The following is a 17,215-nucleotide window of genomic DNA, read 5'->3' on the forward strand; positions in this document are numbered from 1 at the left end:
CTTTAGGTAATCAGAGGCGGATGGAAGGTATTCGAAAGCAAACTCTCACGCACGGGAGATGAGTCGGGGTTCTGCAGTGGCGCGAGAACGCACGCCCTCGGCAGAACATCAGGCCCGGATGGGCGCTCACCCGTTTTGGCATCGGCGTCCTCGCAGCTCAGGCGCGGCATGTCGCAAGATAACCCGTTTCGTCACTCCCCCATGCGTATGCTGGGATGCGACGAGGACGGGCTCTGGATACGCACAAGCGCGCCCGGAACCCTCCCGCATATCCACGAGAGGAGCTTTGCATGAGCGATTCCACGATGAGCCGCCGCACGTTCGTTGCCGGCGCCTCGGCCATGGCTGCGCTGGCGTTTGCTGGCACCGCGCTGGCCGAGGAGGCCCCGGCTGGTTCGGCCGCAGGCGATGCGCCCGCCGAGGGCGGTGCGCCCGCAGGCGAGGGAGGCCCGGGCGCCGGCGGCCCCGGCGGCCCCGGCGGTGGCCCTGGCGGCCCTGGTGGCGGCGCCCCGAAGGACATCGAGGCCGCAAAGGCCGCCGCAAAGGCCGAGGGTCGCACGTTCGGCTACGCCGGCGCGGGTGACTGGCTGGGCGAGCCCGAGCAGGTCACCGTGGCCCGCGAGGTCAACGACTTCGACGTCGTCGTCATCGGCGGTGGACACGCCGGCGTTCAGGCCACGCTCGCCGCGGCCGAGGCCGGCGCCAAGGTCGCCCTGTGCGAGAAGAACTTCGCGATGACGTTCCTCGGCGAGGACATCGCCGCCTGGAACCCGCAGTTCAACATCGACGCCGGCTTCCCGCAGTACAACCTGGGCGAGGTCATCGACGAGTTCACGACCCGCACCGGCGGCCGTGTGAGCCAGGAGGTTCTCGCCGCATACGTCAACAACTCGGGCGAGTGCCTCGACCACATGATCGCGTGCATGAAGGACGTCGTCGAGGACGCCGATGCCAAGGCCGCGTTCGACCAGCTCGTCACCGACACGATGTTCTCGAACGAGTACGTCGCCGGCGGCACGTACGAGCAGGAGCCCGACGCGTCGTTCTACACGTACGACGTCACGCGCAACGGCAAGATCATCGTCCAGGCCATGTTCGACGCCGACAAGGTGCACGAGCTGACGGACGGCATCGACTGGGCCTCCATCGCCGTCGACCCGAACTGCGAGACGACGGAGGAGGGCTATCAGGCCGGCTACCAGGCCCTCTACGACACGCTCGCCTCGTTCTACGACAACAACAACCAGTGCCTCGACCACACGGGCTACCCCAAGCAGCCCGGCACGAAGACGTGGGCCACGACCGTTCAGTTCATGGGCCACTTCCACGGCCGCGAGGGCCACGGCGGCGTCGCGGCGTCCTCGAGCCTCGGCACCGTGCAGATGGCCTGCCTCACGAAGGCCGTGCAGGCCGGCGCCCAGGTGTTCATGGGCTACAAGGGCAACCAGCTCGTCCAGGACGCCGACGGCAAGGTGACGGGCGTCATCTGCTACGACGCCGACGCCGATGAGTACGTGCAGTTCAACTGCAAGGCCGTCATCAGCTGCGGCGGCGGCTACGTGCAGAACTCCGACATGTGCTGGGCGCTGCTCAACGAGCTCATGGAGAAGTACGAGCGCACGGGCGGCCTCAAGGAGGACTTCAACGGCGGCGGCATGGCGGCGTCGGCCGACGGCTCGTCCACGAAGATGCTCTGCTGGGCCGGCGGCTTCATCGAGCCCTCGCCCCGCGGCCACATGAGCCTGGGCGGCGGCCCCTCCGGCACGTGGGGCGCCAACTGCCACCTGTGGCTCGACGAGAACATGCAGCGCTTCTGCAACGAAGGCAACATCACGGCGGCCGGCAGCGCCTGCGCCCGCAAGACGGGCACGTGCTACGGCGTGCTGGGCGGCGATTACCTCAAGCACATCGCGAGCTGCGGCCTCGAGCACACGGGCCCCAACTTCGGCCGCCCCGAATACATCATGGACATGATGTACGACATCGAGACCGGCGCGATGGACAGCCAGATCAGCGTCACCGGCATGACGACGGCCGAGCGCATGGGCGGCGGCATCTTCAAGGCCTCGAGCCTCGAGAAGCTGGCCGAGCTCATGGGCATCGCCGACGTCGAGGGCTTCGTCGCGGCTGTCAACGCCTACAACGAGCTGTGCTACGGCTGCCAGGACGGCACGTACACATGCGACCCGCAGTTCGGCAAGAAGGCCGAGGCCATGATCCCGATCGAGGGGCCGACGTACTACGGCTTCTCCGGCTCACTGGGCGAGAGGGGCTCCGCGCCCTCCATGGTCACGATGTCGGGCGTCATGACCGACAAAGACCTGTGCGTCGTCAACGCCGACGGTGCCCCGATCGCCGGCCTGTACTGCGCCGGCAACGACCTGGGCGGCCGCTACGGCACTGGCTACTGCACGCCTGCCGCCGGCAACTCCATCGGCATGGCCGTAACGCACGGCCGCGTGGCCGGCAAGTCCGCCGCCGCTTACCTGGGGCTGTAAGGCGCACGAGCTCCGAAGGCGCGCTACACTAGGCACGTCACCCCAGGCCGCCCGGCATCCGGGAACTCCTTCCGGGCCGGGCGGCCTTTCGGTCTTGACCTGGGTCTTGACCTTGGTTTTGACCTTGACCCACGAGGCGTCACAGTGCACCAGATGCAAGGCGCGGCGGAGCGACGCGTATTGAAATACGCGAGCTCCGCCGCAACGCAGCAGATGGCGTGCTGTGATCGCCTCGGGAGCAGTAAACGTAAGGGGATTCGATAAGCCATGCGGGGTTACCTCTACTGGTCTGCTTACAACAACATCGTCGAGACGTTCCATATGGATGCTGCACCTGGCCGGCTCATGAACGGCGACGCAACGTCGTGCGGCAACGCGCTGGCCATGGCCTCGCGTGACGCGAAGGCGACCCCCGAGCTGTTCCTGTCGGCCGTGCGGCAGTTCCTCTCGACGGCAGACGCCCGGACGTGCTCTGTGACCTGCGACGATCCCTCGTGTCGCGAGTATGCGCTCGGCTTCGAGGTGCACCGCAGCGGCGAATTCCTCTATGTAACGCGCTCGCGTGGCGACGAGCGGCTGCAGCCGGGCATGCGCATCGTGGCCGTCGGGCGCAACACGATCCCCTTCCTGCTCAAAGATACGGCTCAGGAGATATTCTGGGGCCGCGACACCGATCGCGAAGATTGGGATCTGGCACTGCGCATGTTCAACGACATCGACGTCTTTCCCGGCGACGGCAGCGTCGAGCGCCTCGACCTGCGCCGCTTCCCTGCAGACGCAGCGCCCAAGCAAACCGGGACGCCCATCTCCCTGCGCGAGGTGACACCCGGCGTCACCCTCCTTACGCTGCGGCGCCTCGACGATGCCGACACGCTGGTTGCAGCGCTCGGCACGGGCCGCGAGCTGCTCTCGCGCTGCGATAGTCTCGTGCTTGACCTGCGCAGATGCGAGGGCAAGGCCGACCCGGCGAGCTACCTGGCGCTGCTCCCCTACCTGGTGGACGCCGACATGCCCGCGCGGGAGCTGTTCCCCGACGAGCGCATCCACACGATCTACTCCAAGGCAAACGCCGAGCGACTTCTCGCCCCGCTGCTTGCGGCACGGGAGCGCATGCTCAACACGAACGCGACCAGCACTGCCGCGGATCCGGCCGTCCCGAACCTCTCCCTCGTCGACGAGCTCATCGCCGATATCCGCGCCAAGGAGGCGCAGGTGCTCGAGGCCAAGCGCGCCGTCACCGGCCTGCAGGAACGCCGAGCCGCCAGCGAGATCACCGAGGTGGTGCCCTCCCCCTTCGGCAGCGAGCAGGTCGCAGTTGCAGCAGGGACACCGCAGCGCGTAGCAATCCTGCTGGACACGACAACGGGCATCGGGGCAGAGCGCCTCGCCGCGGCCGTCATGGGCCAGCGCAAGGTGCAGCTCGTGGGCCGCGCCACGCCGGGCGCCGTCGACTACGCCAACTACCTGAGCGTCGAGTATCCCGACATCCGCGCACGTTTCATCTACCCCATCAGCCGCACCGAGGCCAACCAGGAAGGTCGCGGATCCGCCCGCACGGGTCTGCCGCTCAACGTCCACGTTCCGTTCTCGCCTGAGGAGTGCACCCGCGACACCACTCTCGCGGCCGCCCTTGAAGCGCTGGAGACGTCGAACTAGGAGTCTCGACCGGTCGGGGCGCAGCTTCTTGCAGCCGGCGTCCCAGTCTCGGCCAGGAATCATCCTTGTGTATGGGGGGGTCATGGCGCCGCGTTCTCACACAGCGCCACGCAGCAGCAAAACAGCAGGTAAGATTCGCACGAGGGGACCTCGGCGGGACAAGGCGGCGCCAGGCCCCATACACGCGGCCGATTCCTGGCCACAATACGGCGCTTTCCTGACAGGACGACCTTTGCGGGCCCGAATCGAGCCGATGCCCGTCCCCTCCCCTGCGTGAAGCCGCCCGCATTGCCCGCCCGCAGGCGCCTGCCCCACGCGTGACGATTCGGCGCATCCGAGCCGCGCTCTCCCGTCACCGTCCCGCCCGTCTATGGTAGGCTGGCACGTGCAATGGATTCGCGCTTGCATTGCCGCGGCGGTTCTGGTGATCGCCGCAGATGGCCCGGCCCGCGTGTCACGACCGCGCCGCCGCCCCATCTCTCGCGCGCCGCATCGTTTTGCCTGAGGTTTCCCATGCATCAGACATCTCCGCACGACCCGTCCGCCAAGCAATCTCGCCTTGGCCTCATCCATGCCAGCCAGCTCAAGCAGTATCTCGGCTACGTGCTGCCCTCCATGGCGGCGCTCATGCTCTCGAGCGTGTTCATCATCCTCGACGGCGTGTTCGTCGGGCACGCCGTGGGCGACGCAGGCATGGCCGGCATCAACGTCGCCTTCCCGATGATCACGCTCGTCAACGCCATCTCGATGGGCATCGGCATGGGAGGCGCCGTCATCTCGTCCATCGAGCGCGGCAAGGGCGACGAGCAGGCCGCCTTGCGCGCAACCGGCAACGTCTTCCTCGTCCTGGGCATCGTCGGCATCCCGCTCGCCCTGACCATGGCCGCCGTCGCCGAGCCCGTGTGCGCCCTCATGGGCGGCTCGGGCCAGACGCTCACCGAGGCTGTCCACTTCGTGCGCGCCGTCGCCATCGGCACGCCGTTCCAGGCTATCTCGCTCGGCAGCATCGCGCTCGTGCGCAACCGCGGAGATGTGCGCTACGCCATGGTCGTGCAGATCATCACGACGAGCATCAACATCGTGCTCGACTTCCTGTTCGTATTCGAGCTGGGCTTCGGCACGTTCGGCGCCGGCCTGGCCACCGTGTTCGGCCAGGTGTTCTCGTTCTGCGCCTACGTGCGCTACTTCACGCGCCCCAAGAATCGCATCCCCCGCGCCGCGTTCAAGCCCCACGGCGTCACGCTCTCGCACATGGTCAAGCTGGGCCTCGCGCCGTTCGGACTGTTCCTACTGCCTGACGTCACGACCGTCGTCATCAACGTCAACGCCAATGCTGCAGGTGGCGAGACCGCCGTGGCCGCGTTCGCCGCGATGGCTTACGTCGGCTACATCGTGCTCATGCTCATGCAGGGCGTGGCCGACGGTAGCCAACCCCTCGTGAGCCTCTGCCACGGCAAGGGCGACCACGACCAGGTGCAGCGTCTGCGCAACACGAACTACGCAGCGGCATGCGGACTCGGCCTCGTGGGGCTCGTCGTACTCGTGCTCATGCGCGACGCGGTGCCGGGGCTGTTCGGAACGTCCGAGGCAACGGCAGCCGTCGTCGTGGGTGCGCTGCCGCTCTACGCACTCGCATTCGTGTTCTACGGGTTCACGCACGTGAGCATGTCGTACTTCTACGCCACGGACAACGCACGGGCCTCGAACTTCCTCGTGTACGGCGAGGCCGTCGTTATCGTCATCGTGGCAGCAGTGCTCACAGCAACGATGGGGATCACCGGCACGTGGCTGGCCGTTGCGGCAGCGCAGGTGCTGCTCAGCGCCATCGCCATCGTCGAGCTCTGGGCCGTCGAGCACAGCCGTCGCGCCCGCATGGGCGCTGGGAAGTAAGCGCGCGCCGCCTCACGCTCAGGATTCGACCGCCTTTCAGATGGCAATCTGCCAAGAAAGGGCTCTAGTGCGGTGTTTTGGAAGGCCGCCTGGCAAGAAAACCTTCTAGTGCGGTGCGCCCAGGCGACAGAAGGCCCAATTTCGCCGGAAGTGCGTCGGACGACTTCGACCTTCACGTCAAAACCCCAGGTCCTCTCAAAAAGTTAGCTAATGCCGCATCAGAGAGGACCGCACTAGTGTCGATTCTTGCCAGCACCCCACAGAAAGTGCCGCACTTAGGGCCATTCTTGCCACCGGCCCCATCAAGAGGGCAGGCATGCAACAAGAATCCGCAGCCGGCCCGGGCCAGCCCGAAGATGTGACGGGCCCTGCACCCCAAGCAAACCCTACGTGGATCGTTTCGAGCGCAAAAGGGGCCTGACCCCTGCAAACCCGGAGCCAGGCCCCTCGCGAAACCGGGCGCCGCACGGTCTCCATGCCGTGCGGCGTCCGCAAGACATGCTACCGAGCGGCGGCCTACGGCCGGCAATGCGGCCGAACGTCATGCCGTCGGCGATGGAGCTACCCGAGCCGGGGTACTCGCCGTAGATGCCGCACGACGTGCGGCCCGCGGCGTACAGGCCGGGGATGACATTGCCATCCAGATCGATGACCTCGGAGTTCGTGTTGATCTTCAGGCCGCCGAGCGTATGGAAGCCCATCATCTTGCACGAGCAGTCGTACGCGTAGAACGGGCCCGCCTCGATCTTCTTGAGGTACTCGGGCTCCTTGCCGTAGTCGACGTCCTCTCCGGCATCGACCAGCGCGTTGTAGCGCTCGACGGACGCCATCAGCGTGTCGGCGTGACAGCCGATCTTCTCGGCCAGCTCTTCGAGCGTGTCGGCCTCGGCGACCGGCTCGTACTCCTGCACGCCGAGCGCGTCGGCCGTGTTCTCGTGCATGGCGGCGTCGATGATGACCCAGCTAGCCTCGGGCGTGCGCTTCTCGACGCCGCGGCCGATCCACGTGCCGTAGCTCGCCTCGGCCATGAAGCGGGCGCCGCGCGCATCCACAACGATTCCGCACGGCATGTCGCCGAAGCGATAGAGGAACAGCTGCATGTTGATGATGGACATGTTCTTGACGGCGGCGCCGACGCGCATGCCCATCTTGATGCCGTCGCCCTGGTCGTTCGGCACGCCCGTGCGGCCCGAGGCCTGCAGCGCCAGCGGGTCGGCCTGCTCAAGCAGGACGTCGTTGTGCGTGAACGCGCCGCACGACAGCACGACGCCCTTGTTGGCCTTGACGGCGACCTGCTTGCCCTCGGCGTCTTCGGCCAGCACGCCGATGACTGCGCCGTCCGCGTCGGTCACGAGCGACGTGCCGCGCGTCTCGTACAGCACGGTGGCCTGCTCGTCGACGATCTTCTCGAGCGGCTCGAACATGCCCATGCCACCACCAACGGGAGTGTGACCACGTGGGGCAGGCGTAGCAACGGCCGCGTACTCGCCGTTGCGCTCGTTACCCGAGTAGTTCAGGCACACGCCCTTGGGCGCGACGACGGCATGCACCTCGGTGTCGGCCGTGCCCTCGAACTTGACGCCGTGCGCGACGAGCCAGTCATACAGGTCGGGCGACTCATCGCAGAACTTCTTGATGATGTCAGGGTCGGCCATCGGGCCAGTGGCCTTGCTCACATAGGCATACATGTTCTCGGTCGAGTCCTCGATGCCGAGATCCTTCTGCAGCTGCGTGCCACCCATGTAGAGCAAGCCGCCCGAGATGACGGTCGAGCCGCCGCCGCGTCCGTTGGCCTCGATAACGCACACGCTCGCGCCCTCCTCGAGCGCCGCAACAGCAGCGGCCGAGCCGCCCGCGCCCAGGCCCACGATGACGACGTCGGCCTCCTGGTCCCACGTGGGCTCGGCCTCGCTGGCACGGGCCGTCGAGGCGAGGGCGCCAGCCGCGCCCAGGCCTGCGGCGACACCGGCTGCGCCTGTCATGAAGGCACGGCGAGAAATGGCGTTGTTCTCCATGCGAATCCCCTTTCTTCAGACGGGAGAGACGATTCCCTCCCTGCGCCCCGCAGGCGAAGGCGACGCCGGGTCCCCACCCAGTTGCCACGCGGCCTACGCACGCCGGACGTCATTTCTTTTGTACCCCGCGCCATCTCGTTTCGCCATCGTCCATAGCGTATGACCAGCCTCATCCCTCCTCATACCGTCAGGATTGCGCCGAGAGCGCGCCGGGCCGCCCCTCATGTGTATACAATCGCTTCAGCCACATCACCCGAACGCCCGAGGAGGCATCGCATGTTCCTTGAACGCTGCACCTGGCCGCGCGTGCAGAAGTACTTCGCCGACGGCAACGACCTCGTCATCCTGACGATCGGATCCACGGAGGAGCACGGCCGCCACAACCCGCTCGGCACAGACACGCTTGCGCCCAACCTGCTGCTCGACAAGATCGAGGCGGCGGACTCCGAGCACGTGCTCATCGCCCCGACGCTGCCGTTTGGCGCCGCCGACGACCTGCTCGGCTATCCCGGCGGCCTGTCCATCGGCTACAGCCTGCTCTACCAGATCGTCAAGCGCCTGACCGACCAGCTGTGGGACTACGGCGCGCGCCGCTTCGTGCTGCTCAACGGCCACGGCCCCAACATCAAGCCGCTGTCGCAGGTCGCCGAGGAGCTCGACCGCCGCGGGGGCCGTTGCGCCCTCATCAACTGGTGGCTCATGGCAGGCGAGATCAACCCGGCGTGGGCAGGCGGCCACGGCGCCGGCGAGGAAACGTCGGCCATGCTTGCCGTCGACCCTGCGCTCGTCGACCTGAGCGAGTACGGCGAGATGGGCCTCGTCAACGACGTTAGCGAGAACCTGCCGAGCGACGGCTGGGGCAAAGTCGTCTACAAGGGTGTCCACGTCGATATGCCGCGCGACGCCGTGCGCTACGCGAGCAACGGCTGGATCGGGCCCGACCACGTACGCACGGCCTCCAAGGAGTGGGGCGACGAGATGATGCAGGCCACGGCCGACTTCATCGTCGACTTCCTCGGCGAGCTGCGCCGCACGCCGCTGCCCACGCCGCTGCCCGTCCGCAGCGCCGGTCAGCCCGGCACGTTCGCAGACTTCATGCCGAGCAAGGAGGCCTAGCATGCGTCTCGCTCGCAGAACGTGGCCCGAGGTAAGCGCGTATTTCGCCCAGGGCAACGACACGGTCATCATCGGCGTCGGCTCCCTCGAGTGCCACGGGCGCCACAATCCGCTCGGCACGGACACGATGGCGCCCGATGCCCTCGTCGACCTCATCGAGCAGCAGGACCCCGGCGTGCTCATCGCCCCGACGCTGCCCTACGGCGCCACGGACGACCTCGTGGGCTTCCCCGGCACCGTCAGCCTCGGCGTTCAGGGCCTCATCGACGTCATGACGCACATCACCGACGACCTGTACGGCTACGGCGCCCGTCGCTTCGTGTTCCTCAACGGGCACGGCGGCAACGTGAAGTCGCTCTCCGTCGTCGCGGCCGCACTCAACCGTCGCGGTTGCCTCGCCTGCGTCATGAACTGGTGGCGCATGGCCCCGCAGATCGACCCGGCCTGGGGCGGCGGCCACGGTGGCGCTATGGAGACGTCGGCGAACCTGGCCATCGATCCGGACTCCGTGAAGATGGACGACGTGGCCGACGAGAACCTGCGTCCCGACCTCGATCCCGAGATGCCGTCAACCGGCTGGTACTCCGTGCGCTTCGACGGCGTCGACGTCGACTTCCCGCGCGACCTTGTGCGCTTCGCCAGCAACGGCTGGGTGGCCGAGGGCTTCGAGGACCATCCCGCCCACTCGAGCGCCGAGCGCGGCCACGCCATGCTGCAGGGCACGGCCGACTACATCGTGCGCTTCCTGCGCAAGTTCCGCACGATGGCCCTGCCCGAGCCGCTCGAGGGCGCCAACGAGCTCGCCAAGGCCGACGCCTACATGGCCGCCCACCCCGGCGTCCACGCCGAGCCCGAAGCGTAGGAAGGAGACGGCCATGCGTCTTGAGCGCTCAACCTGGCCCGCCGTGCAGCGCTACTTCGCCGCGCACGACACCGTCATGCTGCTGTTCGGCTCCACCGAGCAGCACGGCACGCACAACCCGCTCGGCACGGACACGTTCGCGCCCCAGAAGCTCTCGGAGCTCGTCGAGGCCAAGCTGCCCGACCTGCTCATCGCGCCCGCCCTGCCGTTCGGCTCCACGAGCCGCTTCGAGGACTTCCCCGGCACGATCAGCCTCGGCGACCGCATCCTGTCCGACGTCGTGAACAAGGTCTGCGACGACCTGCGCCGCCACGGTGCCCGCCACTTCGTGTTCGTCAACGGGCACGGCGGCAACTCGAAGGTCCTCATGGAGGCCGCCGTCGCCCTGGCGCGCAAAGGCTGCCTCGCTGCCCAGCTCGACTGGTGGAAGATGGTCCGCGACTTCAAGCCCGAGTGGGCCGGCGGGCACGGCGGCGCCCAGGAGACGTCGGCCAACCTCTACATCGATCCCACGATGGTCGACATGGACGCCGTCGAGGACATGAACCTCGTGAGCGACCTGGGCGAGGAGATTCCCACGACGCACTTCTGCACCGTCGAGTACAAGGGCGTCTCCGTCGAGGTGCCCCGCCCGACAAGCTACATCACGGACAACGGCTGGATCGGTCCCGACCATCCTCGCACGGCCAGCGCCGCGTGGGGCGAGGAGATGCTGAACGCCGTCGCCGACTGGATGGTCGACTTCATCGGCGCGTTCTCAAAGGCCCCGCTCCCCACGCCCGAATCCGCCGAGCTGCCGCTGCGATAGACTGAGCTGTCCCGCGTTCCCCACTTGAAAGGAGCCACATCCCCATGCAGTTTGATGATGCCGAGGTCGTCGCGCTCGTCGAGGCCCTCTCCAACGCCAAGAGCCCCTCGGGCTTCGAGGAGGAGGCCGTCGCCGCGCTGCGCGCCTTCGCCGAGCCCTTCGCGACCGTCGAGGAGAACTCCCTGCGCTGCGCCTTCGTCACGCCGAAGAACTTCACCGGCACAAAGCCGGTCGTCATGCTCGACGCCCACGGCGACGAGGTCGGCATGATGGTCAAGTCCATCCGCGACAACGGCTGTCTGTCGTTCGTCACGCTGGGCGGCATCAACGACGCCGTGCTCACCGGCGAGAAGGTCTACGTCCACACGCTCGACGACCAGTGGATCCCCGGCGTCATCGGCCTCAAGCCGCCGCATTTCATGAGCGCAGCCGAGAAGGCCTCCGGCGCGCACGGCGAGCTGCTCATCGACGTGGGTGCCACCTCGCGCGACGAGGCCCTCGCCGACTTCCGCGTGGCCGTTGGCGAGCCCGTCGTGTTCGCGACCCGCATGGAGTACGACGCCAAGCACCGCATCGCGTTCGGCAAGGCGTTCGACTGCCGCGTCGGTGCCGCCGCCATGCTGCTGGCCCTGCGCGAGCTCTCGAAGATGGACGACCTACCCGTCGACGTCGTGGCCGCCCTATCCTCGCAGGAAGAGGTCGGCGAGCGCGGCGTCGCCACGAGCGTGCGCCACTTCAAGCCCACGGCGTGCTACATGTTCGAGGGCGCTCCGGCCGACGACACGTTCACGCAGCCGGCCGACATCCAGTGCGCGCTCAAGAAGGGCCCGATGTTCCGCTTCTACGACTGCTGCATGGTGACGCATCCACGCTACCAGCGCTTCGTGCTCAACGTCGCCGCCAAGGCCGGCCTGCCCGCCCAGGGCGCCGTCCGCACCGGCGGTGGCACGGACGGCGGCGTCGCCCACGTCATGGACAACGGCATCCCGTGCGTCGTCTCGGGTGTGCCGACGCGCTACATCCACGCCGGCTGCGCCATCGCCTCGCTCGACGACATCGAGAACTCCGCGCGTCTGTGCGTCGAGGTCATGAAGTCGCTCACGCCCAACGTCCTCGCGAGCTTCTAAAAGCGCGCGATATCCGAGCACACGCGTTTCCGCCGCCCTTCTACCGCGCTCGCGGTGGGAGGGCGGCGCGCTTTTGTCGGCCCTCCGCAGATTTCCGGCCAGAAACCTGGCTCGTGAATATCCCCCATGGCAGGATCCGCGCCGCAAACACTCGCTAGCGGGACGCGACCTGGGCCTTTGCCGGGCCCCTTGCGCTATCGGGAATGCGGCCCATACACAGCTCGCGCTTCTGTCCAAAAAAAGCCGCCTCGCCGGCACAAAGTCCCTCCCCTCTTTGTTTCCGAACGGTCACGAGATACCGCATACGAATCGCTTTCCACTGCTCGCCGCTTTATCATGGGATAGTACGTATTGTGGGGTTAAGCTGGGCTTACCTTGCCATCTTGCCCGTGAGGTCGCTTGACCGCAGCACGATATACCCCACGCAATGGCATCTGTTCGCCACAGGGAGGAGACAACCATGGATCAGCTCCAGCTCAGCCGCCGGTCGTTCGTCAAGGCGTCTGCGAGCCTGGCCGCCCTCGGCCTGCTTGCCCCGCTAGCCAACCTCGGCGTCACGACCGCTCACGCCGACGAGGGCGGCACGCGCCTCGTCCTGGGTCGCTCGGTCGACTCGGACAACCTCGACCCGGTGACCTGCATCGGCAACCAGAACATCTTCGTGTTCAACCTCATCGTCGAGGGCCTCGTCAAGACGTCTGACGACGGCAAGTCCATCGAGCCGTGCCTGGCCGAGAGCTGGGAGGTCTCCGACGACAGCAAGACGTACACGTTCAAGCTGAAGGAGGGCCTGAAGTTCTCCGACGGCTCCGACGTCACGGCTGCCGACTGGCAGTGGACGTTCGACCGCGCCATGCAGTCGCCCGACTCGCACTGGTACTCCTGCGTCGAGAACCTCGAGAAGGTCGAGTGCCCCGACGACACCACGGTCATCGTGACGACGAAGGAGGCCGCCGCCTCGACGCTGGCCAACCTCTCCATCTTCGAGATCGGCGTGCAGTCCAAGGCCTACTTCGACCAGGTGGGCGCCGACAAGTACGTCGACGGCCCCATCGGCACCGGCCCCTTCAAGCTCGTCGAGTGGAAGAAGGGCGAGTACATCACGTTCCAGGCCAACGAGAACTATCGCGAGTCCGGCCTGCCGCTGGCCAAGGAAATCGAGCTCAAGGTCGTCGGCGACGACAACGCCCGCCTCATCCAGCTCCAGGGCGGCGACATCGACATCGCCGAGAACATCCCGTTCTCCACGATGGCCCAGCTCGCCAACGACCCGAGCGTCACGCCGCACCCCGACGCGTCCACGATGGTCTACTGGCTGTCGCTCAACACGAAGAACGAGTACCTGTCCAACGAGAAGGTGCGCCAGGCCCTGTTCAAGGCCACCGACGCCCAGCAGATCGTCGACATGGTCTCCTATGGCTACGCCCAGACGGCCGGCACGGTCATCTCGCCGAGCTCCGAGTACTGCGACACGTCGCTGCAGGCCCCGAAGGCCGACATCGAGGCCGCGAAGAAGCTGCTCGAGGAGGCCGGCTATCCCGGCGGCGGCTTCTCGCTGCGCCTGCTGATGCGCGGTGGCAACGCCACGAACGAGCAGATCTCCGTCGTCCTGCAGTCCCAGTGGAGCCAGATCGGCGTCACTCTGCAGATCGACTCGCGCGAGGCCACGGCCTACAGCGCCGCCCGTCAGGAGATGGATCTCGACCTCATCATCTCCGGCTGGTCGGACGACGTGCCCGATCCCACGTCGCTCATGCAGTTCATCTTCGACTTCGACACGAACTGCGGCTACTACTCGAACTTCGAGCAGCCTGAGGACATGCAGCAGCTCAACGACCAGGCCACGATCGAGCTTGACGTCGAGAAGCGCAAGGACCTCTACAAGCAGATCCAGCAGGGCTTCGCTGCTCAGGGCATCTACATCCCGCTCATGACGATCCCGTGGCAGAACTGCATCCGCAAGGAGGTCACCGGCTTCGTTCAGACGCCGCTGGGCAACTACCGCTTCGAGAACCTTACGAAGACCGCGTAGACAATCATCCAATGACACCATGCTGGGCGGCCGGGCCGTTTAGCATAAGGTAGACATCGGGGGCCGCAGTTCGACGATCCTGTCGTGCCGCGGCCCCTCAGCTGTCCCAAGGCACAGACGTGCGGCGGGGCAGTTTGGTATCGTAGGGAGGCAGGGTGGCCCCAAGGGGAGGGCGGCTCTGCCTCGAAGTCGCAGGTATGGCCCCGCGGGGCCAGGACAGGCATCAAGGAAGGGAGGGATGACGTGGAGACGCTTCGCTACGTTCTCAAGCGCGTGCTGCAGATGATTCCGGTGCTTGCCATTTCTATCATCGCGATATTTCTGCTGATGCGCCTGCTGCCCGGCGATGCAGCCCTGGCCACGCTCGGCGACAAGATCGAGCCGCGGGTCTATGAGGCCCTCAAGGAGCAGATGGGTCTCAACGAGTCTCTGTTCACCCAGTTCACGATCTATATCTCGAACATGTTCCAGGGCGACCTGGGCTCCTCGACCATCTACAAGGTCCCGGTGACGGAGCTGCTGGCCAATCGCATGCTCGTGACGGTGTGCCTGGCACTCACGGCCACGGTCATGACCGTCCTCATCGCGCTGCCGCTGGGCTATCTGGCCGGCGCCAAGAAGGACAAGCTGCCCGACGTCGTCGTGCGCTTCATTGCGCTGTTCGGCCTTGCAGCGCCCTCGTTCTGGATCGGCCTCATGGTGCTCATCATCTTCGGCGTGGGCCTTGGCTGGTTCCCCACGTCGGGCTGGGGCAAGACGTGGCCCGAGCACATCTGGTCGCTCATTCTGCCGGGATTCACGCTCGCGTTCGGCTCGGCCGCCATCCTCATCCGCAACGTGCGCAACAACGTCGTTGACGCCCGCATGGCGGACTACGTGGACTTCGGCCGCTCCAAGGGCCTGCGCCCCTGGGTCATCTCGACGGGCTACGTGCTGCGCAACGCCCTCATCCCCACGGCAACGCTGCTGGCCATGCGCATCGTGGGCATGCTGTCGGGCTCGGTCATCATCGAGAACATCTTCGGCCTGCCGGGCATCGGCGCCCTGCTGGTGCAGGCGGTCACGGGCCGCGACTACGCCGTCGTGCAGGGATGCGTGCTCGTATTCGTCATCATCACGCTCGTCGTGAACCTGCTGACGGACATCCTGTACTCCGTGCTCGACCACCGCATCAAGCTGGGAGGTGATGAGGCATGAGCTCGCAGCAGACTCCCGCTATCACGGCCGAGGCTCCCAAGCCCGCCAAGGCATCCAAGACCGGCAAGCGCAAGGTCGCTCTCTGGCGCCGCAGCCCCAGCCTGATCGTCGGCGCCGCCATCGTCCTGCTCGCCTGCGTCGTGGCCGCGTTCCCGCAGCTGTTCACCTCTCAGAACCCGCTGCAGATCAACCCGGCCGCCATGCTGCAGCCCCCGAGCGCCGAGCATCTGTTCGGCACGGACAACTTCGGCTACGACGTGTTCACGCGCGTCATCTACGCCACGCGCCTCGACCTGCTCATCGGCGTGGGCTCCGTGGCGCTGCCGTTCGTTCTCGGCTCGCTGCTCGGCCTGCTTGCCGGCTACTACGGCGGCAAGTTCGACACGTTCATCATGCGCGTGCTCGACATCTTCATGGCGTTCCCGTTCATGGTTCTGGCCATCGCCATCGTCGCCATCCTGGGCAACGGCGTGTCCAACCTGCTCATCGCCATGTGGATCGTCAGCTGGCCGCCCTACACGCGTCTTGTGCGCTCCGAGGTGCTCGTCGCCAAGAACTCCGAGTACGTGCAGGCCGCCAAGACGCTGGGCTACTCCGACGCGACGATCATCTTCCGTCACATCCTGCCCAACGTCATCTCGAGCTCCGTCGTGTACGGCGCCTCCGACATCGTCATGTGCATCATGACGGCCGCGTCGCTGAGCTTCCTGGGCATGGGCGTGCCCGCGCCGACGCCCGAGTGGGGTGCCATCATCAGCGCAGGCAAGGGCTTCATCTCGACGGCCTGGTGGATCACCGCGCTGCCCGGCCTCGTCATGGTCGTCGTGGGACTGGGCTTCTCTCTGCTCGGCGACGGCCTCAACGACCTGCTGCGAACGAAAGACTAGGAGGTGGCGACGATGACCAACGAACCCAAGAGCCCCATCCTCGAGGTCTCCCACCTCTCTATGCACTACGTGTCCCGCAGCGAGACCGTGCGCGCCGTGGAAGACGTCACATTCTCCATCGGGCAGGGCGAGACGTTCGGACTCGTCGGTGAGTCGGGCTGCGGCAAGTCGACGACGGCCCGCACGCTCATCCGCCTCATCCCCGAGACGGGGCGCATCGTCAGCGGCTCCATCTCGTACAAGGGCCGCGACGTCGCCAAGATGTCCCAGCGCGAGCTGCGCGAGATCCGCGGGCAAGAGATCGGCATGATCTTCCAGGACCCGATGACGTCGCTCAACCCGGTGACGCCCGTGCGCAAGCAGTTCTACGAGACGCTGCGCATGCAAGGCATGAACAAGCAGCAGATGCACGACCGCGCCGTCGAGCTGCTCAGGCTCGTGGGCATCCCCGAGCCTGAGGCTCGTCTGGCGACGTACGTGCACGAGCTGTCAGGCGGCATGCGCCAGCGCGTCATGATCGCCATCGCCCTGGCGTCCAACCCGAAGCTGCTGCTGGCCGACGAGCCGACGACGGCCCTGGACGTGACGATCCAGAACCAGATCATCTGCCTGCTGAACGACCTGCGCGCACAGCTGGGCATGAGCATCCTGCTCGTGACGCACGACCTGGGCGTCGTCAACGAGATGTGCGACCACGTGGCCGTCATGTACGCCGGCTACATCGTGGAGCAATCCGACACGCGCAGCCTGCTGCACGACCCGCACCACCCCTACACGTTCGGTCTCATCCGCTCGCTGCCCTCCGAACGCGACACGCGCGCGCGACTCGACCCCATTCCCGGCATGCCGCCGAATCTGTCGCGCGTCATCGAGGGCTGCCCGTTTGCGCCGCGCTGCCCGTTTGCCACGAAGGCGTGCCATGCGGTGCTGCCCGAGATGGACGACCTCAGCGGCAGGTCCAGCCACCTCGTGCGCTGCCATCACGCCGATCCGGCCGACCGCTCTCGCGTCACGAGCGACGCCGCGAAGAAGTGGCTGGGCGAGCACGGTCTGTCAACGGAGAAGGACGAGCTCGATGCCCCCGTCCTCGAGGGAGGTGTCGCATGAGCGATCAGAAGAAGACAGGC

General features: G+C 66.6%; 12 protein-coding genes. 11 read left to right on the forward strand and 1 reads right to left on the reverse strand.

Annotated elements, in window-relative coordinates; translation table 11 throughout:
* The first annotated feature begins 290 nt into the window (after window positions 1-290).
* The 3 genes from KHZ24_02290 to KHZ24_02300 all read left to right on the forward strand — a co-directional run bounded on the left by KHZ24_02290 (window position 291) and on the right by KHZ24_02300 (window position 6,044).
* On the forward strand, window positions 291-2,498 hold the full coding sequence (locus KHZ24_02290; protein MBS5450031.1) for an FAD-binding protein: 2,208 nt from the start codon (window positions 291-293) through the stop codon (window positions 2,496-2,498).
* 267 nt (window positions 2,499-2,765) lie between these two features.
* The gene (locus KHZ24_02295) at window positions 2,766-4,154 is read left to right on the forward strand and encodes a hypothetical protein (GenBank protein MBS5450032.1); all 1,389 of its coding nucleotides are present in this window, start codon (window positions 2,766-2,768) and stop codon (window positions 4,152-4,154) included.
* Window positions 4,155-4,667: 513 nt separating this feature from the next.
* Complete coding sequence (locus KHZ24_02300; GenBank protein ID MBS5450033.1) at window positions 4,668-6,044, forward strand: MATE family efflux transporter; 1,377 nt, start codon at window positions 4,668-4,670, stop codon at window positions 6,042-6,044.
* 386 nt (window positions 6,045-6,430) lie between these two features.
* Here the strand turns inward: KHZ24_02300 and KHZ24_02305 are convergent, their stop codons facing one another.
* Complete coding sequence (locus tag KHZ24_02305; protein ID MBS5450034.1) at window positions 6,431-8,059, reverse strand: FAD-binding protein; 1,629 nt, start codon at window positions 8,057-8,059, stop codon at window positions 6,431-6,433.
* Window positions 8,060-8,335: 276 nt separating this feature from the next.
* On the opposite strand from KHZ24_02305, the gene KHZ24_02310 reads away from it, so the two are divergent.
* From KHZ24_02310 to KHZ24_02345, 8 genes are all read left to right on the forward strand, one after another.
* A complete protein-coding gene (locus KHZ24_02310; protein ID MBS5450035.1) occupies window positions 8,336-9,175 on the forward strand; it encodes a creatininase family protein in 840 nt (279 codons plus the stop codon).
* A 1-nt stretch (window position 9,176) separates the two neighbouring features.
* Window positions 9,177-10,037 (forward strand): creatininase family protein, encoded by an 861-nt coding sequence (locus KHZ24_02315; GenBank protein ID MBS5450036.1) that lies wholly within the window; start codon window positions 9,177-9,179, stop codon window positions 10,035-10,037.
* A 13-nt stretch (window positions 10,038-10,050) separates the two neighbouring features.
* A complete protein-coding gene (locus tag KHZ24_02320) occupies window positions 10,051-10,845 on the forward strand; it encodes a creatininase family protein (GenBank protein ID MBS5450037.1) in 795 nt (264 codons plus the stop codon).
* Window positions 10,846-10,889: 44 nt separating this feature from the next.
* A complete protein-coding gene (locus KHZ24_02325; protein MBS5450038.1) occupies window positions 10,890-11,972 on the forward strand; it encodes a M42 family metallopeptidase in 1,083 nt (360 codons plus the stop codon).
* Window positions 11,973-12,432: 460 nt separating this feature from the next.
* Window positions 12,433-14,004: an ABC transporter substrate-binding protein gene (locus tag KHZ24_02330; protein ID MBS5450039.1), complete on the forward strand. Its 1,572-nt coding sequence runs from the start codon at window positions 12,433-12,435 to the stop codon at window positions 14,002-14,004.
* Between the two features lie 243 nt (window positions 14,005-14,247).
* The gene (locus KHZ24_02335) at window positions 14,248-15,201 is read left to right on the forward strand and encodes an ABC transporter permease (GenBank protein ID MBS5450040.1); all 954 of its coding nucleotides are present in this window, start codon (window positions 14,248-14,250) and stop codon (window positions 15,199-15,201) included.
* A complete protein-coding gene (locus KHZ24_02340; GenBank protein ID MBS5450041.1) occupies window positions 15,198-16,088 on the forward strand; it encodes an ABC transporter permease in 891 nt (296 codons plus the stop codon). The genes KHZ24_02335 and KHZ24_02340 overlap by 4 nt, the downstream gene beginning before the upstream one ends.
* Before the next feature lie 12 nt (window positions 16,089-16,100).
* The gene (locus KHZ24_02345; protein MBS5450042.1) at window positions 16,101-17,195 is read left to right on the forward strand and encodes an ABC transporter ATP-binding protein; all 1,095 of its coding nucleotides are present in this window, start codon (window positions 16,101-16,103) and stop codon (window positions 17,193-17,195) included.
* Window positions 17,196-17,215: the final 20 nt, after the last annotated feature.

This window comes from Coriobacteriia bacterium, from assembly GCA_018368455.1.
GTDB lineage: Bacteria > Actinomycetota > Coriobacteriia > Coriobacteriales > UMGS124 > JAGZEG01.